15 protein-coding genes are annotated in these 18,180 nt (G+C 62.2%); 10 read left to right on the forward strand and 5 right to left on the reverse strand.

Annotation, left to right across the window (positions count from 1 at the left end; translation table 11 throughout):
* Window positions 1-71 precede the first annotated feature (71 nt).
* The 10 genes from HRU92_RS15205 to HRU92_RS15250 all read left to right on the forward strand — a co-directional run bounded on the left by HRU92_RS15205 (window position 72) and on the right by HRU92_RS15250 (window position 11,228).
* Entirely contained in the window at window positions 72-1,352 is a 1,281-nt protein-coding gene (locus HRU92_RS15205; protein WP_172124745.1) for an aspartate aminotransferase family protein, read from the forward strand.
* A complete protein-coding gene (locus HRU92_RS15210; RefSeq protein ID WP_172121818.1) occupies window positions 1,352-2,845 on the forward strand; it encodes a CoA-acylating methylmalonate-semialdehyde dehydrogenase in 1,494 nt (497 codons plus the stop codon). Before HRU92_RS15205 ends, HRU92_RS15210 begins: the two co-directional genes overlap by 1 nt.
* Before the next feature lie 12 nt (window positions 2,846-2,857).
* Window positions 2,858-4,108, forward strand: a complete 1,251-nt coding sequence (locus HRU92_RS15215) for a Zn-dependent hydrolase (protein ID WP_172121819.1) — start codon at window positions 2,858-2,860, stop codon at window positions 4,106-4,108.
* Entirely contained in the window at window positions 4,105-4,593 is a 489-nt protein-coding gene (locus HRU92_RS15220) for a hypothetical protein (protein ID WP_172121820.1), read from the forward strand. Before HRU92_RS15215 ends, HRU92_RS15220 begins: the two co-directional genes overlap by 4 nt.
* Window positions 4,594-4,680: 87 nt before the next feature.
* Complete coding sequence (hydA, locus tag HRU92_RS15225; protein ID WP_172121821.1) at window positions 4,681-6,135, forward strand: dihydropyrimidinase; 1,455 nt, start codon at window positions 4,681-4,683, stop codon at window positions 6,133-6,135.
* A gap of 142 nt (window positions 6,136-6,277) precedes the next feature.
* Window positions 6,278-7,030 carry an ABC transporter ATP-binding protein gene (locus HRU92_RS15230; protein ID WP_172121822.1) on the forward strand — a complete coding sequence of 251 codons (753 nt, stop codon included), beginning with the start codon at window positions 6,278-6,280 and terminating at the stop codon, window positions 7,028-7,030.
* Window positions 7,030-7,935, forward strand: a complete 906-nt coding sequence (locus HRU92_RS15235; protein ID WP_173088445.1) for an ABC transporter permease — start codon at window positions 7,030-7,032, stop codon at window positions 7,933-7,935. The genes HRU92_RS15230 and HRU92_RS15235 overlap by 1 nt, the downstream gene beginning before the upstream one ends.
* Window positions 7,932-9,026, forward strand: a complete 1,095-nt coding sequence (locus HRU92_RS15240; protein WP_173088447.1) for an ABC transporter permease — start codon at window positions 7,932-7,934, stop codon at window positions 9,024-9,026. The genes HRU92_RS15235 and HRU92_RS15240 overlap by 4 nt, the downstream gene beginning before the upstream one ends.
* Before the next feature lie 24 nt (window positions 9,027-9,050).
* A complete protein-coding gene (locus tag HRU92_RS15245) occupies window positions 9,051-10,046 on the forward strand; it encodes an ABC transporter substrate-binding protein (RefSeq protein WP_172121825.1) in 996 nt (331 codons plus the stop codon).
* Between the two features lie 288 nt (window positions 10,047-10,334).
* Complete coding sequence (locus HRU92_RS15250; RefSeq protein WP_127751604.1) at window positions 10,335-11,228, forward strand: hypothetical protein; 894 nt, start codon at window positions 10,335-10,337, stop codon at window positions 11,226-11,228.
* Between the two features lie 161 nt (window positions 11,229-11,389).
* Here HRU92_RS15250 and HRU92_RS15255 read toward each other — a convergent pair whose 3' ends face one another.
* From HRU92_RS15255 to treS, 5 genes are all read right to left on the reverse strand, one after another.
* On the reverse strand, window positions 11,390-13,510 hold the full coding sequence (locus HRU92_RS15255) for a histidine kinase dimerization/phosphoacceptor domain -containing protein (protein ID WP_248307154.1): 2,121 nt from the start codon (window positions 13,508-13,510) through the stop codon (window positions 11,390-11,392).
* On the reverse strand, window positions 13,497-14,036 hold the full coding sequence (locus HRU92_RS15260) for a biliverdin-producing heme oxygenase (RefSeq protein WP_127751606.1): 540 nt from the start codon (window positions 14,034-14,036) through the stop codon (window positions 13,497-13,499). Before HRU92_RS15260 ends, HRU92_RS15255 begins: the two co-directional genes overlap by 14 nt.
* 257 nt (window positions 14,037-14,293) lie before the next feature.
* Window positions 14,294-14,833 carry a hypothetical protein gene (locus HRU92_RS15265; protein ID WP_172121826.1) on the reverse strand — a complete coding sequence of 180 codons (540 nt, stop codon included), beginning with the start codon at window positions 14,831-14,833 and terminating at the stop codon, window positions 14,294-14,296.
* Entirely contained in the window at window positions 14,823-15,980 is a 1,158-nt protein-coding gene (locus HRU92_RS15270) for a zinc-dependent alcohol dehydrogenase (RefSeq protein ID WP_127751608.1), read from the reverse strand. The genes HRU92_RS15265 and HRU92_RS15270 overlap by 11 nt, the downstream gene beginning before the upstream one ends.
* A 123-nt stretch (window positions 15,981-16,103) precedes the next feature.
* Window positions 16,104-18,170 (reverse strand): maltose alpha-D-glucosyltransferase, encoded by a 2,067-nt coding sequence (treS, locus tag HRU92_RS15275; RefSeq protein WP_172121827.1) that lies wholly within the window; start codon window positions 18,168-18,170, stop codon window positions 16,104-16,106.
* Window positions 18,171-18,180: the final 10 nt, after the last annotated feature.

The raw sequence follows: 18,180 nt of genomic DNA on the forward strand, positions 1-18,180 counted from the left end.
GGTTCTTGGAGGAGTTAGCCGTGGCGTCAACGTCCAGCAGCAGAGCGCCCAATGATCTGAGTGCCTTCTGGATGCCGTTTACCGCCAACCGGCAATTCAAGAAAGCGCCCCGCATGCTCGTTGGGGCCAAGGACATGCACTACACCACCGCCGATGGCCGCCAGATTCTCGATGGCACGGCCGGGCTCTGGTGCGTCAATGCCGGTCATGCCCGGCCACGCATCGTGGAAGCGATCGGCAACCAGGCCGCCGAGCTCGATTATGCGCCTGCTTTCCAGATGGGGCATCCCAAGGCGTTCGAGCTGGCGAGCCGCCTCGTCGACCTCGCGCCCGAAGGGCTCGACCATGTGCTCTACACCAATTCGGGTTCTGAATCGGTGGAAACCGCCCTCAAGGTGGCGCTGGCCTATCATCGGGTGCGCGGCGAAGGCAGCCGTACCCGCTTGATCGGGCGCGAGCGGGGCTATCACGGCGTCAATTTCGGCGGCATCTCGGTGGGCGGCATCGTCACCAACCGCAAGATGTTCGGCACGCTGCTGGCGGGGGTCGATCACCTGCCCCACACCCATAACCTGCAGAAAAACGCCTTCAGCAATGGCTTGCCCCAGCATGGCATGGAACTGGCCGACGAGCTCGAGCGCATCGTGGCCCTCCATGATGCCTCCACCATTGCGGCGGTGATCGTCGAGCCGGTGGCGGGCTCGACCGGCGTCTTGATCCCGCCCGCCGGCTATCTGCAGCGCCTGCGCGAGATTACGAAGAAGCACGGCATCCTGCTGATCTTTGACGAGGTGATCACCGGCTATGGGCGCCTCGGCACGCCCTTCGCGGCCGATTATTTCGGGGTGACGCCCGATATCATGGTCACGGCCAAGGGCCTCACCAATGGCGTCATTCCGATGGGTGCGGTGCTGGTGTCGGCCGAAATCCACGACGCGTTCATGACCGGGCCGGAAAACGCCATCGAGCTGTTCCACGGCTACACTTACTCCGGCAACCCCATCGCCTGTGCCGCCGCGCTCGCCACGCTGGAAACTTACCGGGAAGAAGGGCTGTTGACGCGCGGGGCGGAACTGGCCCCCTATTTCGCCGAGGCGCTGCATTCGCTGCGCGGCGAGCCGCATGTGATCGATATCCGCAATATCGGGCTGGTTGGCGCGGTCGAGCTCGAGCCCATCGCCGGCAGCCCAACCAAGCGGGCCTTCTCGGCCTTTATCAAGGCATTCGAAAGCGGCTATCTGATCCGCACCACTGGGGACATCATTGCGTTGAGCCCACCCCTCATCATTTCGCGCGACCAGATCGACGAACTGGTGGATGGATTGCGCACAGTTTTGCGGAGCATCGAATAATGCGGCTGATCGAAAACGCCGTAGCAGGCAAGCGCTACATTTCCAGCGGCCGGCGTGTGCCGGTGTTCAATCCGGCCACGGGCGAACAATCGGCCGAACTGCCGCTGTCGACGCCCAACGAGCTCGACGCCGCGGTGCAGGCCGCCAAGGCCGCGCAGCCCGTTTGGGGCAATACTCCGCCCATGAAGCGGGCGCGCATCATGTTCCGCTACAAGGCCCTGCTCGACCAGCATGCCGATGAGCTGGCGCGCGAGATTTCACGCGAGCATGGCAAGGTGCATGACGATGCGCTGGGGGAAGTGGCGCGCGGCATCGACTGCGTCGAATTTGCCTGCGGCATTCCCCAACTGCTCAAGGGCGAGTTCTCGCGCAATGTGGGCCCGGCGATCGACTCCTATTCCGAGCGCCAGCCGCTCGGCGTCGTGGCGGGCATCACCCCGTTCAACTTCCCGGCCATGGTGCCGATGTGGATGTATCCAGCGGCCATTGCCTGCGGCAACACCTTCATCCTCAAGCCCTCCGAGCGCGATCCTTCAGCCTCGATGCTGGCCTGGAACCTCTTCATGGATGCGGGCCTGCCCGAAGGGGTGTTCAACATCGTTCATGGCGACAAGGAAATTGTCGACGCCATTCTCGACCATCCCGACATCAAGGCGGTGAGCTTTGTCGGCTCAACCCCGATCGCTGAATATGTGTATCGCCGCGGCACGAGTGCGGGTAAGCGCATGCAGGCGCTGGGCGGGGCCAAGAACCACATGGTGGTGATGCCCGATGCAGATCTCGACCAGGCCGCCGACGCGCTGATGGGCGCCGGTTATGGCTCGGCCGGCGAGCGCTGCATGGCCGTTTCGGTCGCCGTGCCCGTGGGCAGGGAAACTGGCGACGCGCTCATCGCCAAGCTCAAGCCGCGCGTCGAAGCGCTCAAGATCGGCCCGGCCACTGACCCCGATGCCCAGATGGGCCCGGTGGTGACCAAGGCCCATCGCGACAAGATCATCGGCTATATCGACTCTGGCGTTGAGCAGGGCGCCGAGCTCGTGGTCGATGGGCGCAACTTCTCGCTCCAGGGCTATGAAGGCGGCTATTATGTCGGGGGGACCTTGTTCGACAATGTGACCCGCGACATGACCATCTACAAGGAAGAGATCTTCGGGCCGGTGCTCTCGGTGGTGCGCGCGGCGGACTATGCCGAGGCAGTCGATCTCATCAACAGCCACGAATTTGGCAATGGCACCGCGATCTTCACCCGCGATGGCGATGCGGCGCGTGAATTCGCCGACAAGATCGAGGTGGGCATGGTCGGGGTCAATGTGCCAATCCCGGTGCCGGTCGCCTATCATAGCTTTGGCGGCTGGAAGCGCTCGCTCTTTGGCGACCATGCCATTTACGGTCCGGAGGGCGTTCACTTCTATACCCGCCTCAAGACCGTCACCACCCGCTGGCCCGCCGGCATCAAGGGTGGCGCCGAGTTCTCCTTCCCCAGCGTCAAATAAGGACACAACCGCATGCCGTCCCCCGGAGAAAACCTGCGCATCAATGGTGACCGGCTTTGGGACAGCCTGATGGACATGGCCAAGATCGGCCCGGGCGTGGCCGGCGGCAATAACCGGCAAACCCTGACCGACGAGGACGGGGAAGGGCGGCATCTCTTTGCGCGCTGGTGCGAAGCGGCGGGGCTCACCCTCGGCGTTGACCGGATGGGCAATATGTTTGCCACCCGCCCCGGCACCGATCCCGCGGCGCTGCCGGTTTACATCGGCTCGCACCTCGATACCCAGCCCACCGGCGGCAAGTTCGATGGCGTGCTCGGCGTTCTGGCCGGGCTCGAAGTGGTGCGCTCGCTCAACGACCTCAACATCGCCACCCGCCACCCCATCGTCGTGACCAACTGGGCCAATGAGGAAGGGGCGCGCTTTGCTCCGGCCATGCTGGGTTCGGGCGTGTTTGCCGGCGTCCATACGCTCGATTACGCCTATGCGCGTCGGGATGGCGAGGGCAGAAGCTATGGCGAGGAACTCAAGCGCATTGGCTGGCTGGGCGACGAAGAGGTGGGTGCGCGCCCCATGCACGCCTATTTCGAATACCACATCGAACAGGGCCCGATCCTTGAGGCGCAGAACAAGCAGATCGGCGTCGTCACCCATTGCCAGGGCCTTTGGTGGCTCGAATTCACGCTGACGGGTCGGGAAGCCCATACCGGCTCGACCCCGATGAATATGCGCGTCAATGCCGGGCTGGCGATGGCACGGATCATCGAGATGGTGCAGGCCGTCGCCATGGACAACCAGCCGGGGGCGGTGGCCGGGGTCGGCCAGGCCCGGTTCTTCCCCAATTCGCGCAATGTTCTGCCCGGCAGGGTAGTGTTCACGGTTGATCTGCGCTCGCCGGATCAGGGCAAGCTGGATGCCATGCGGCGCCGGATCGAGGAAGAGGCCGCCAGCATTACCGCCGCGCTCGGCGTGGGCTGCAGTGTCGAAGATGTCGGCCACTTCGATCCCGTCACCTTCGCGCCCGAACTGGTGGATCGCGTGCGCAGTGCTGCCGAAAAATTGGGCTATTCGCACATGCCCATCATTTCTGGCGCCGGCCACGACGCTTGCTGGGCCGCCAAACTGGCGCCCACGACCATGATCATGTGCCCTTGTGTTGATGGCATCAGCCACAACGAAGCCGAGGAAATCAGCCGGGACTGGGCCGCTGCTGGCGCCGATGTGTTGTTCCACGCCGTGCTCGAAACCGCGGAGTTCACTGAGTGATGATGCTGGCACCCTCAGCGTCACTTCTGATCGGCACTGCCGCGCTTGGCTATGCGTCGATCTGCCTGCCCGCTTTTGCCGTGAACCAGGATGCGTCTTCCCCAGAGGACGATGTCGCTATCGGCACAACCACAGAGGTGGGGCCAGACGTGCTGTGCAGCGTTCCAAGCGGCATCGTCGACGGTGCACCCGCAACGGGGAGTGCATTTCCCATCGATGCATTTCTTGACTTTACCCCTACAGGTAAGGGCCTGACGGCAACAGCCACCCGCACGAAATGGGGCGTGAAAGTCATCGTCCATGCTCCACCCGATGTGGTGGATACCATGGGCGCGGTGCGCACACTCACCGCATTCATCGCGCGCAATCTCGAGCCTTGTCCCGATCCGTTTCGTACGCTCCCGGTGAGTATCGGCGTCGAGAACCTCGACATCATCACCGAGGACGGTGTTGCCAGGGACTTTCACTTCGGACCGAAGGACTAAACCGCCAGCGAGGGCTGGCACCAAAATTGCAGTTCACGCCGTAGTGAAACTCCGGCGAGAGTAGGATCAGGGGAGAGTGACTACGAAATGAGCAGCATAGTCATCAAGAACGGGACGGTGGTTACCGCCGACCTGACCTACAAGGCCGATGTGCTGATCGAGGGCGAGCGCATCATCGAGATCGGCGCCGATCTCGATGGCGACGAAGTACTCGACGCCAGTGGCTGCTATGTGATGCCGGGCGGCATCGATCCACATACCCACCTCGAAATGCCCTTCATGGGCACCTATTCCGCCGACGATTTTGAAAGCGGCACGCGCGCCGCCCTTGCCGGTGGGACAACCACCGTCGTGGATTTCTGCCTCCCGAGCCCCGGCCAGTCCCTGCTTGAAGCGCTGCAGATGTGGGACAACAAGACCGGCAAGGCCTCGACCGACTTTGCCTTTCACATGGCCATCACCTGGTGGGACGAGCAGGTCTGGCGCGAAATGGCTGAGGTAGTGGATCGCGGCATCACCTCCTTCAAGCACTTCATGGCCTATAAGGGCTCGCTGATGGTCAATGACGACGAGATGTTCTCATCGTTCAGCCGTTGCGCCGAGCTTGGCGCCTTGCCGCTGGTCCATGCGGAAAACGGTGATGTCGTTGCTGCCATGACCCAGAAGCTGCTCGACGCCGGCAATAATGGCCCCGAGGCCCATGCCTATTCGCGCCCTCCCGAAGTGGAGGGGGAAGCCACCAACCGCGCCATCATGCTGGCCGATATGGCGGGCGTGCCGCTGTATGTCGTCCATGTCTCGTGCGAGCAGGCCCATGAAGCCATCCGCCGGGCGCGCCAAAAAGGCATGCGGGTTTATGGCGAGCCCCTGGTGCAGCACCTGACGCTCGATGAAAGCGAATATGCCAACCCCGATTGGGACCATGCCGCGCGCCGGGTGATGTCGCCCCCGTTCCGCAACAAGCAGCACCAGGAATCCCTCTGGGCCGGCCTGCAATCGGGCTCGCTATCGGCGGTAGCCACCGATCACTGCGCCTTCACCACCGCCCAGAAGCGTACCGGCATCGGCGATTTCAGCAAGATTCCCAATGGCACGGGCGGCCTCGAAGATCGCTTGCCGGTATTGTGGACGGCTGGGGTCAACACCGGTCGCCTGACCATGAACGAATTTGTGGCGGTGACCTCGACCAATATCGCCAAGATCCTCAACATGTATCCCAAAAAGGGTGCGGTGCTGCCCGGCGCCGATGCGGACCTGGTGGTCTGGGACCCCAAACGAAGCAAGACCATTTCGGCCCAGCGCCAGCAATCGGTGATCGACTACAATGTGTTTGAGGGCTTTGAAGTCATCGGTCTGCCGCGCTTTGTCTTGAGCCGGGGCAAGGTGTCGATCAGCGAAGACGAGGTGCGGGCCGAGCCCGGCCACGGCAAGTTCGTGCCGCGCGAGGCCAAGAACCCGGTCAGCCGCGCCCTCTCGCAATGGAAGGATCTCGTGGCGCCCCGCCGTGTCGAGCGCGCCGGCATTCCCGCGAGCGGCGTCTAGCCATGGCGACAATGCTCTTCAAACCTATTCGCTCCAAGCACTAGAGGGCCAACTCTTGTCCGTGTTGTCTGCTGCACCCGCCATTTCTTCTCCCACGGCTTTGCAGTCGGCACCCGTTGTCTCAGCGCGCGGATTGGGGCTGATGTTCAAGACCAATGATGGTCCGGTCCATGCCCTGTCCAATGTCGATCTCGATATCGGCAAGGGCGATTTCGTTTCCTTTATCGGCCCGTCGGGCTGCGGCAAGACGACGTTTCTGCGCACCATTGCCGATCTGGAACAGCCCACATCGGGCACGCTCACCATCAATGGGCAAACTCCCGAACAAGCGCGCAAGAGCCGCGCTTATGGCTATGTGTTCCAGGCCCCCGCGCTCTACCCCTGGCGCACGATCGAAAAGAATGTCGCGCTGCCGCTCGAGATCATGGGCTATTCCGCGGCCCAGCAGCGCGAACGCATCACCCGCACGCTCGAGCTCGTGAACCTGACCGGCTTTGCCGGCAAATTCCCCTGGCAGTTGTCGGGCGGCATGCAGCAGCGTGCTTCAATCGCGCGGGCACTGGCTTTCGACGCTGACCTCTTGCTGATGGACGAGCCCTTCGGCGCGCTCGACGAAATCGTGCGCGACCACCTCAATTCCGAACTGCTCAAGCTTTGGCAACGCACCGGCAAGACCATCTGTTTTGTCACCCACTCCATCCCCGAGGCGGTGTACCTGTCGACCCGGATCGTCGTGATGTCGCCCCGCCCCGGGCGGGTGACTGAGGTGATCGACTCGACGCTCCCCCGCGAGCGTCCGCTCGATATCCGCGAAAGCCCCGAGTTCCTCCAGATCGCCGCGCGGGTGCGCGATGGCCTGCGCGCGGGCCATTCCTATGACGAGGTCATGGTCTGATGGGGCGCATGCAGCAAGCTTTCCCCATTCTGGCTGTGCTGCTGATGCTGGTTTTGGCCTGGTATGGGGCTGCCATCGCGATGAATGCGGCCTGGCAAAACGACGTGAACCGGCGCGCCGCCATCGAGAATGTACCGGCAACCGAGTTCGTCCTTGCCACCTGGAACCAGGAAAAGCCGGTTCTGCCTACGCCCCATCAGGTGGTGGGCGAATTGTGGAACTCGACCGCCCTGGTGGCGCCCAACAAGCCGCGCAGCCTGCTGTTTCATGCGTGGGTGACCTTTTCGGCGACGGCACTGGGCTTTGTGATGGGGAGCCTCCTGGGCATCGCGCTGGCCATCGCCATTGTCCATAGCGAGGCGACCAGCCGCTCGCTGATGCCCTGGATCGTGGCGAGCCAGACCATTCCCATTCTGGCGCTGGCACCGCTGGTCGTGGTCATTGGCTTCAACATTTTCACCGGCAGCCTGGGTCTGCCGACCGATCCGGCGCGGCTGCTGTCCAAGGCGATCATCTCGGCTTATTTGAGCTTTTTCCCGGTGACCGTCGGCATGGTCAAAGGGCTGCGCTCCCCCGAAACCATCCAGCTCGACCTGATGCGCACCTACCATGCCTCGCGCGCGCAGACCTTTTGGAAGCTGCGCTGGCCGGCGGCGATGCCGTTCTTGTTTGCCTCCCTCAAGGTGGGCGTAGCGGCGAGCCTTGTCGGGGCCATCGTGGGCGAATTGCCGACCGGTGCCGTCGCGGGGCTCGGGGCACGCCTTCTCGCCGGATCCTATTACAGCCAGACCGTCCAGATCTGGGCGGCGCTGGTCGCCGCCTCGATCCTGGCGGCGCTGTTGATCCTCCTTGTCGGCTGGGTCGAGGCTCTGGTCGCCCGCCGCATGGGGGTGCGCGCGCCATGAGCCAGTTCCAGCTTTACCTCGCCATCCTTGCGAGCGGGCTTTGCGCCGCAGCGCTGGGCCTGGCGCTTCTGAGCGGGGTCGAGCCGACGCTGCTGCTGCACGGGTTCCTGGTGTTGGGCGCCCTGTCGCTGTTGCGGCCGTGGCTGCATCCGGCGCTGTGGCTCGATGGGGCGCTCGCGGTCCTCGGCGCTGTCGCGGTGCTTGCGAGCCTGCAGCTTTACTCCGGTCCGCCCGCTTTCCTGTGGTTGGCGCTGGTCGCGACCTGGCTGTGGAGCTGGGTGTTTGTCGAGCGCCTGTCGGACCTGACGGCACCGAGCCTGGGGCAGAATGGCGGCCTGGGCTTGTTGATCCCGCTGACCTTTGGCCTCGCCATTCTCGTGACCTGGGAAGCGATCACGCGCGGCGCTAGCGTGCCGCAGGTGATCCTGCCGCCTCCCTCCCAGATCGGCAGCCGCATCGCCGCAAGCCTGCCGACGCTCTGGACCGATTTCCAGCAAACCTTTCTCAAGGCGGTGCTGGCCGGCTACGCCATTGGCTGTGGGCTGGGCTTCTTGGTGGCCATCCTCATCGACCGCTCGCCGTTCCTTAAATCCGGGTTGTTGCCGCTGGGCAGTTTTGTTTCAGCGCTCCCCATCGTGGGGGTCGCGCCCATCATGGTGATGTGGTTCGGCTTTGACTGGCAGAGCAAGGCGGCCGTGGTCGTGATCATGACCTTCTTTCCCATGCTGGTGAACACCATTGCCGGGCTCAACGCCGCTTCGGCCATCGAGCGCGACCTGATGCGCACCTATGCCGCCAGCTACTGGCAAACGCTGCTCAAGCTGCGCCTCCCGGCGGCGGCTCCCTTCATCTTCAATGCGCTCAAGATCTGTTCGACCCTCGCGCTGATCGGCGCCATCGTGGCCGAGTTCTTCGGCTCGCCCGTCGCGGGCATGGGGTTCCGGATTTCGGCCGAGATCGGGCGCATGAATGTCGACATGGTCTGGGCCGAGATCGCCATGGCGGCGCTCGCCGGCTCGGTTTTTTATGGGGTGGTCGCGCTGGTCGAGCGGGGGATCACGTTTTGGCATCCGTCCATGCGTCGTGCGTGAGGCGGCACAACAGGGGAAAGCAGCATGAACAAGTTCTTGGTCGGGGCTTTGGCAGGGGCTATTTCGCTCGCCTCCGCACATGCGGGATATGCGCAGGACAATAACGTGACCCTCCAGCTCAAATGGGTCACCCAGGGTCAGTTCGCCGGCTATTATGTTGCGGCGGCAAAGGGCTTTTACGAGGAAGAAGGGCTTGATGTGGAGATCAAGCCCGGCGGCCCCGATATCGCCCCCGAACAGGTGATTGCCGGCGGCGGCGCCGATGTGATCACCACCTGGATGGCGGCGGGGCTCGCAGCGCGCGAGCGCGGCGTGCCGCTGGTCAACATCGCCCAGCCCTTTGCGTCCTCGGGCCTGATGCTGACCTGCCGCAAGGATGCGGGGGTCGAGACCACCGACGACTTTCCCGGCAAGACGCTGGGCGTCTGGTTCTTTGGCAATGAATATCCATTCTACGCCTGGATGGCCAAGCTGGGCCTCGCCACCGATGGCAGCGAAGGGGGCGTCGAAGTGCTCCGCCAGGCCTTCAATGTCGATCCGCTGATCCAGAACCAGGCGGCCTGCATCTCCACCATGACCTATAACGAATTTGGCCAGGTGCTCCGGGCGGGCCTCACCGAAGACGATCTGACGGTCTTCAACTATCGCAACGAAGGCGTCGGCATGCTCGAGGACGGGCTCTATGTGCTCGAGGAGAATCTCGCGGATCCCGCTTTTGTCGAGAAGATGACCAAATTCGTGCGCGCCTCGATGAAGGGCTGGGAATATGCCCGCGCCAACCCCGAAGAAGCCGCCCAGATCGTCGTGGACAACGACATGACGGGCTCGATGACCGTGGAAGACCAGCTCTACCAGGTCACCGAGGTCAACAAGCTGACCGAAGGCTCGACCGGCGCCCTCGATGAAGCCGCCTATCAGCAAACCGTCGATACGCTGCTTTCGGCCGTGTCGCCTGACAATCCGGCCATCACCAAGGCCCCCGAAGGCGCCTTCAGCCATGTCGTGACCGACGGGCTCTAGTGGCTCGACATCGTTGAACGCCAGAGGGCGGGAGCAATCCCGCCCTTTTTCATGCCGCGATTTGCCGCTCTTTTGTGCGCTTTTGTACAAATTGTGGGCACTATCTGGAACGAAAAGCAGTAGCTCACGGTTGAGTGATCATCGCGTCAAACGCCTGAGGACTCCATCATGAACTCCATCATTTATCTCGTCGGTCTTGTTGTGGTCGTCCTGGCCATCCTGTCTTTTCTTGGCCTCAGCTAAGGGAAGCGGCAGCTTTCTTCCGTTTCCCCCCGCGAAAGGCTCATCATGACCATAGAATCTACTCTGGGTGTAACCCGCGTAGCCACAACCGCTTCGGATGGCGACCAGTCCTCCTATGTTGACTGGCCCGCCATCATTGCAGGTATTGTGCTCGCTTCGGCAATTTCCGTCGTCTTCATCAGCTTCGGATCGGCAATTGGGCTGAACTTCCTCGACTTCAATGCACGCGAAGGCGCCTCGCCGATCTTCATCGCCATCGTGGCGGCCAGCTGGTTCTTGTGGGTACAGGTGTCGAGCTTCATGGCTGGCGGGTACCTCACCGGTCGTTTGCGCCGCCGCTATCACGACGCCACCGAGCACGAGAGTGATGTGCGCGATGGTGCCCATGGCCTGCTGGTTTGGGCCGGCGCCGTTGTGGTTGGCACTGTTCTGGCCGTGAGCGGCATTGGCGCTGCTGTAAATACAGCGGGTGCCGCACTTTCCACTGCAACCCAGGCTACCGCCAATGTGGCGGGCGGCGCAGCTGAAGCAGTTGATCCAAACGCTTATTTCATCGACACTCTGTTCCGCTCGCAGCAGCCGACCAATCCCGAAGCCGCACGAGCCGAAGCGGGCCGCATCTTCGCGCAGGCCGCTTTGGGCGATGGTACAGTGGTGGAAGAGGACCGCACCTACTTGGCCAATGTCGTTGCCGCCAATACCGGGCTGACGCCAGAAGAAGCCAATGCCCGCGTCGATCAGGTGATCGGCAATATCGAGCAGGCCCGTCAGGATGCGCTGGAAACCGCGCGTACCGCGCGCAATACCGGCATCCTTGGTGCATTCCTTTTGGCTGCATCGCTGCTGATTTCGGCTATCGGCGCCTTCTGGGCCGCCCAGAAGGGTGGCAATCACCGGGACGAGAACAGCGTGTTTGCTGAAGTGTTCCGCCGCTTCTAAGCGTCACTGGAAAGGAAAACATCATGTTGCGTGGTTTGGGTCTCTGGCTCCTCGGTGTGCCGATCTGGTTGATCATCATCATCGTACTCTTCTTGAACTAACAGAAATGGGCGGGGAGCAATCCCCGCCCATTTTTGTGTTGTCTGCAAAGCGGAAAAGACTCAGGCCTGGATGGCCGCCGCCACAATCACGCGGGCGCCCGGGGAATTGTCGGCGATTTCCATGGATCCACCGAGGCGCTGCACCAGGCTCGCCAACATGCGCGAGCCGAACCCCGTGCCTTCGGTCACCCCGCTATAACCGCGTCCGCTATCGGCAACGATCAGGCGAAGCATGTCACGGTGCTGCTGCAGGCTGATGAGCAGCGGGCCGGGTTCACCGCCATAGGCATATTTGGTGACATTGGTCACGAGCTCGTTCACGATGAGGCCGACGCTGACCGCCCGATCGGTGCTGATCAGCATGGGGACAAGATCCAAAGTCACCTGTCGGCGCCAGCGCTCGTCCATGGATTTCAGCAACTCATCGACCAACTCGGTAAGATAGCGCGACAAGTCGATAATCTCGACACTGTCATCCTGGTAAAGGCGCCGGTGCGCCAGCCCGACCGCCGATAAGCGGCTCTCCGCCTGCGCCAAGTGTGCGCGCACTTCTTCGCCAGCATTGCGCCCCTGCATGCGCAAGAAGGCGCCCACAAGCGCCAAACTGTTCTGGACGCGGTGATTGACCTCGCGCAACAAGAAATCCTTCTGCCGGATGAGGCTTTCATTCTCGTTGAGGGTCGTGGTCAGCTCGCGGTTAAGCTGCTTGATGCGACTGTTGTTGCGCGCCTCGGTCATCAAGCGAACAACGCGGGACGCGGACTCCGTCTGCGCCAATGTCCAGGGCCGTGAGCGGCCGCGCACGCTTTCGGACCATGCTTCGAATGAAGCGCGCGGCTTAAGCACCGCCCCCGGCTCGTGCGGCACGTCCTTGTGCGGGTTGCCGGCCCATTTGACAGTCTGCAACTGTTCGGCCCGGAACCACATCAGAATCGTGGGTACCTCGGTTGACATCGTGACGGCGAGGAGCCCGCTGGCACTCTCCTGAAACGCCGCGGCTGCGGGATAGTCCTTGCTCAGTTCACGGCTGGCGACCGGCTTGAGGGATCCGGGATGGCGCACATGTTCCGCCAATTGGCGCACATCTGCTGGGTCGGGACAATTGCAGGCGCGAAACAGCTCGCCCCCCTGAACGGCGGCAAAGCCATCGGCTTGCAACAAAGCGGCGAGTTCTTCGCCGGATCGCGCAAAGAACTCTACGAGGGAGCTGTCAGTGCCGAGGCGGGCGAGGATGGCGTCTTCCTGCGCGCGCAGCGCAATCCGCTCGCGATACAACTCGCCCTCGTCACGCGCCTTGACTTGGCGAGCGAGACTGGTTGCCATGGCCTGACATGCGAGCCTTGTGGTCAGCGATAATTCGCGCGGTTGGTGGTGATGGCAGGCTATGAGCCCCCACAAAACGCCATCAACCACGATGGACATGGAGGCCGAAGCGCCCACCTCCATGTTCTTGAGGTACTGGATATGGATCGGCGACACACTGCGCAGCGTCGAGTCACTGAGATCAATCGACGTCAGGTCGCGGCTCGCGCTGACGATCGGGGCCGGCTCATACTGCACATCGGCGATGACGCGAACCTTGTTGCGCACATAAAGCGCCCGCGCCTGGCGCGGGATGTCCGTGGCGGGGAAATGATGGTTCATGAAGCTAGAAGAGCGATCGCTGATGCTTTCGCCCAGCACCACGCCCGCCTCGTCATCGATGAAGCGGTAAACCATTACCCGGCTATAGCCGGTGAGGCGCTGGAAAATGCCCGCGGCTCGGTTGGACAGGTCCGCCAGGGTGGTCGAGCGCTCCAAGGTGGCGCCCAGTGTCTCCAACTGCGCCAGGAATTGCGCGTCAAGATCCGCGTTTTCGTCGGGGTCGGTGAGTTCAACCACCAGATGCCCACCACTGCGATAAGCGACGCCATCACGCGCTCGTCCACCAAACTGCAGGCGGCCAAGCACCAGCAAGCCGGAAGCCGGGATCTTGCCGACAAGCGCTTGCACGTTGAGCCCCGTGAGCTCAGCCAACGGAAGCCCAAGGATTGGGGCAGAACCGTCCGGTCCGGCAAAACCTTCAACAATGCCGCTATCGGCATCAGCAATCAGCATTGTGCCATAGGGCTGGATGGATCCGGGAATATGGATCGGCTCCAGGTCGCAATTGGTCAGGTCAACGGTCTTAGGCTCTGGCAAAGACAGGCTCCGAATGGATCGACAGAGCCAGTTGAAACACGGCCCCTGCGGCATGCAATGCTGCGGAATGGTCAAGCTCAGCAGTTCCGAGCAAGGCCACGAACCGCTTCCAGCGCCCCGGATCGTCCGTTTGCGCCGCCAGATGCCGTGCTCCGAAATGCTCGCTTAGTCCAAGCTGTTGTGCCCGCGCAAAAAGGATGCGCGCACCCACGCCCGAGCCCTCCAGCACATAAAGTGCCCCGAGGGCAGAAGCAAACCCCAAGGGAAGCTCAAGGATGGGGGCGCTTGGAAGATCAGCTTGCCTCAGATCCTTCAGGTCGGCGCGGAGAGGACCCGCCAGGTCCTGCACCGACCATTCTGGCCGGCCTCGGACGGTCGGCTCCACCGCGGCGCGGAACCGGTAGGAGCGGATAACAAAGGCCCGATAATCGTCCAAGCTTTCGAATTGGCCCACAATATTGTCGAGGCGCGTATGCACGGCTTGAGTATGCAATCGCAGTGCGCTGCGCAGGCTAGTGTCGGCCAACCGGTCAGTCTCCTACCGCTTCCGCTTGCTGCGCCAGGGCATGTGTGGCGCGGACGGGGTGCAATCCACTTTAGCAGCAAGTCACGCGGTTCAAAGCGCTGCAGCCGAAGGCAGACCTTCATATGTGCGCAGTTTGAGCGATAAGCGCATCCTGCCGCAAGTGGCACAGCACCCGCAAAGCAGAGAGCTGACTGGAGAGAGCTGAATTTGCGGTGACTGTGGCGCATCTGCGCCGCAATCACCTTGCGCTCGGGGGATTAGCGAGGGGTGGGTGGGGCAGGTTGCCGACGACCATCACCCTGGCGGGATCGCACCAAGGCATAAGCCAAGCTCAACACCGCACCGGTAACCGCGACTTTGCGGATCAAGCCGGGCATGTTGTGGGCGACTTCAGATTTGATGCCCATTTCCGCCGGGATATTGGGCACTCGGCCGGCCAGCAGGTCGGCCGCTACGCCTTCAACCACGTTGATGCGGTCCGCTGCCAACAGGATCAGCCAATGGCTCCATTTACCTTCGCTGCTCTTGAACGCCTGCCGACGGAGCGCCCCACTGACGCCGCTGGGCGGAGTAGAGGTGCCAAATACGGCGGTACGCCGATTATGCTCGGTTGAACGGAGCACCTCGACAGTTTCTGGCTGCAAGGCTGGTCGTGGCCAATCCAGCCCACCCTTGCTGTCCTTGGAAATGTCGCGCATCGGGTAGGTTGGATTGTTGGCCGGGTCGGCATCCACACCCCAGCCGACCACCTGGGTCGGATCAATCCGCTGCTGGGCCGCCAGGGCTTCAGGCGACATTGATTGAGGAAGGGACGAGGACGGGCTTGATGCAACCATCGAGCTTGGCAGAGAAGATGTGGTAGGCATCGGAGACCTCCTCGAGCGGCACTTTGTGGGTGATAAGGGCTTTGGGGTTGATGCGGCCGGCCTGCACATGCTCGATCAGCCGCGGCAGGAGGCGCTTCACCGAAGCCTGGTTGGCGCGAATGGTGATGCCTTTGTTGACGACATTGCCGATCGGCACCAAATTCCCGGTTGGGCCATAAACTCCGACAATTGAAACGATCCCGCCCTTTTTGACCGAGTTGATCGCCCAGTGCAGCGCGGTCGCGGCACCCGCTTCAAGCTTGAGCTTGGTGCCGAGCAGGGTGTGCAATGCACTTCCTGCTGCGTCTCCGCCCACCGCATCGATGCAGACGTCAGCGCCCAGGGAGTCGGTGATCTTCTTGAGGAAATAAACCGGATCTTCGATGGAGCGGAAATTGTAGACCTCGGCCGGACCGTACTGGCGCGCGAAATCAAGCCGGTATTCGAGATGGTCAATGACGATCACACGTCCGGCCCCAAACAGCCACGCGCACCGGGCGGCCATGATGCCAACCGGGCCGGCCCCGAACACCACCACCGTGTCACCGCGCTGGATGCCGCCCATTTCGGCGGCCTGGTAGCCGGTGGGCACCACATCGGTCAGCAGCACCGCATCATCGAGATCCATGCCGGCCGGGATCTTGGTTGGCCCCACATCGGCATAGGGAACGCGCACATATTCGGCCTGCCCGCCATCATAGCCACCAGCGGTGTGGGAATAGCCGAAGATGCCGCCCACGGCAGTCGCCTGACTGTTGGACTCGTGGCAATTGCCAAACAGACCCTGTTGGCAGAAGTGGCATTTGCCGCAGGCAATATTGAAGGGCACGATCACATGGTCACCCACGGCGAGGTTGCGAACCTCCGAGCCGACCTCGACAACAATGCCGGTAAACTCATGCCCGAAGGTCATGCCGATCCGGGTGTCGGGCACCATGCCGTGGTAAAGATGCAGGTCCGAGCCGCAGATGCATGAGCGCGTCACCCGCACGATCGCATCTTCCGGATGGAGGATCTCGGGCATCGGCTTTTGCTCGGCCCGCACCCGATAGGGCCCTCGATAATCCATCGCCAGCATGCGCATCTCCTTGCAATAGCTTGGGTTGAATGCTGAGGATGCCTGCGGCGTTCCCCTTTCCCAGGGACCCGCTAACCTAGGTGCCGGTTCCCCTTGGTCGGCACCTTTCACTCAATCGTGTGCCTAGATCGAGGGGACAGCTCCCACGATGCGGAGGGACTGGCCTTCATAGCCATCGAGACCGATGAAGAGTTCGCCCGATTCCGGCAAATCCCCAAAGATCGTGCCATGTAACATGTCGATCACGGGTCCGGTCTGGGCATGCTCCAGGGTGATGGTTTCCTCGACCCGATCTGGCCCAAAATTGAGCGCAGTCACCTGCAGCCCGCGTTGATCGGGCAGTTCATGCACCATCACGAGCAGGCTGTTGTTCTGCACGTCTGGAATGGCGATCTGCTTGGCCGCGAAGAGACCATGCGCCTGGCGCACAGCCAGCAGGTGCTTGAGCTCGTTGGCAAAGGACTTTGGATCTTCCAGCTGCTGATTAAGTGGACCGTAGAGCATACGCGCCCTGGGCAGCCCCGCGCTGGAGTGCTCGGCGCCCGGATTGACGTCGATCAGATCATAGGCGCCGCGCTCGATCCAACGCGTGTCGCCTTCGCTGGTGAGTTCACTCACCGATTCCGCCGGAAGCGGCAGGGCGCCGACCAAATCCCATCCCGACAGGGCGAAAACGCCGGGTTGGTAGGCGTTGTACATGACCAGCAGCAGGTGGATACGCTTGATCAGCTCCTTTTGCTCGGGCGTTATCGCACCGAGATCGCGGATGCCGAGCGCAGCGGTGATCACGCTAATAGTGGTGCAGGCGACGCCATTGGCCACAAAGCGCAGATTATAGGGTGCGGCTTCGCCCGTAAGCTTGAGGTAAAGGGTGTCGCGCAGATGCTCGCGCAGCAAGGACCCTGGCCAGGTCTGGCCTTCGAACACATAAGTGTCGTTGGCATGCTTGGTCCAGAAATGCACCAGTTCGAGCGTCAGCTCGTCATGGTTCTGCAGCGCGTGGATCAGCGAAGCTGGATCAATGCCAAATTCATGGACCGTGCGCAGCATCAGCCGCAGAAATTCCGTGCTGCCGGTCAGGACTGCGTGGTGGTAGGCGGGGCGGGTGATGAAGTCGTAGCTGAGATCAGCGCCTCCCTTTGACATTTCGGCGATGTCATCGACGGTCAGGTTGAGCTCCTGAAAGGAAAAGCCACCTGCTTTGCGCACCATGCCGGCAATGAGTTGGTTGCCAACAAGGGAAAGCGGATGGCCCTCGGACCAAGCCGTCTCGTTCTGCTGAACCTCCACACCAAGGAAGCCGTTCGCATCCAGCCGCAAGCCGCGCGCACCCAGAATATCGAGTGAATGCAGTGCGTCCCCGACAATCATTTGTGGGGCGGCAAAGGTTGGATCGAGCCAGTTGAGCGAAGGCTGGCCTTCCTTGAAATAGTGCAGATAAACCCAGCGCCGCGCTACGCCATCCACGCCCACGATCACGTCGGTGGCGCTCCAGTCGGTTTCCTTGACCCCTGGCTCGAAAAAGATCACGCGCCGGAGCTGGCCAACAATATAGCCCTTGCTCTTGAGTGCATCGACGCAGGAGGGGGACATATTGGCGGCGCGGCGACCCTCGGGAATATCGGGCAGCAGGTGCCAGTCTTCCTCGGGGATTTCCACCATGTGGTAGAGGCCGGGATAATCCCCATAGAACATTTCGGCCAAGCGGAAATCGGCGCCCTTGCCAGTATGGGCGGGGATGATGTCATCGATAACGATGGAATTGTAGGCGGCTGCCACCCGGCTCATGGCCACGAATTCGTCGAGCGTACCAAATTGCGGATCGATCTCGAAGCTGATGCGGTCGAAATTGCCGTCGACGGTTGGCGTCTTGACGCCGTCCCGAATGCCGCCGGCTTCCTTCATCGGGCCGGTATGTACGCCTTGCACGCCGATGGCTGCGAGCGACCGCCACAGCTCGGGATCGCCGAGCGTCGCCAATACGCTCTCGCCTTCGCGGGTGACGATCGCGGCGGGATAGGCGGTGAACCAGACCGAGGCCAACGCCGAAGCCGCGCGTGGCCGCGCTTCTGCATACGGATTGCGCCAGAACCGCCCTTGACCAGCATAGCGGCTGGCAAGCTTGCGGGCATTGTTGAGCATGGACTGTTCTAAGAGCCAGTCGATGTATTGCGGATCCGGTTTGTCCATATCTGGCCTG

The organism is Devosia sp. 1635 (genome assembly GCF_013185955.1).
Classification (GTDB): domain Bacteria; phylum Pseudomonadota; class Alphaproteobacteria; order Rhizobiales; family Devosiaceae; genus Devosia.

Coding starts and splice junctions, on each gene's coding strand:
- HRU92_RS15205 (WP_172124745.1), top strand. CDS start 72: ATGCCGTTTACCGCCAACCGGCAATTCAAGAAAGCGCCCCGCATGCTC.
- HRU92_RS15210 (WP_172121818.1), top strand. CDS start 1,352: ATGCGGCTGATCGAAAACGCCGTAGCAGGCAAGCGCTACATTTCCAGC.
- HRU92_RS15215 (WP_172121819.1), top strand. CDS start 2,858: ATGCCGTCCCCCGGAGAAAACCTGCGCATCAATGGTGACCGGCTTTGG.
- hydA (WP_172121821.1), top strand. CDS start 4,681: ATGAGCAGCATAGTCATCAAGAACGGGACGGTGGTTACCGCCGACCTG.
- HRU92_RS15230 (WP_172121822.1), top strand. CDS start 6,278: ATGTTCAAGACCAATGATGGTCCGGTCCATGCCCTGTCCAATGTCGAT.
- HRU92_RS15235 (WP_173088445.1), top strand. CDS start 7,030: ATGGGGCGCATGCAGCAAGCTTTCCCCATTCTGGCTGTGCTGCTGATG.
- HRU92_RS15240 (WP_173088447.1), top strand. CDS start 7,932: ATGAGCCAGTTCCAGCTTTACCTCGCCATCCTTGCGAGCGGGCTTTGC.
- HRU92_RS15245 (WP_172121825.1), top strand. CDS start 9,051: ATGAACAAGTTCTTGGTCGGGGCTTTGGCAGGGGCTATTTCGCTCGCC.
- HRU92_RS15250 (WP_127751604.1), top strand. CDS start 10,335: ATGACCATAGAATCTACTCTGGGTGTAACCCGCGTAGCCACAACCGCT.
- HRU92_RS15265 (WP_172121826.1), bottom strand. CDS start 14,833: ATGTCGCCTGAAGCCCTGGCGGCCCAGCAGCGGATTGATCCGACCCAG.
- HRU92_RS15270 (WP_127751608.1), bottom strand. CDS start 15,980: ATGCTGGCGATGGATTATCGAGGGCCCTATCGGGTGCGGGCCGAGCAA.
- treS (WP_172121827.1), bottom strand. CDS start 18,170: ATGGACAAACCGGATCCGCAATACATCGACTGGCTCTTAGAACAGTCC.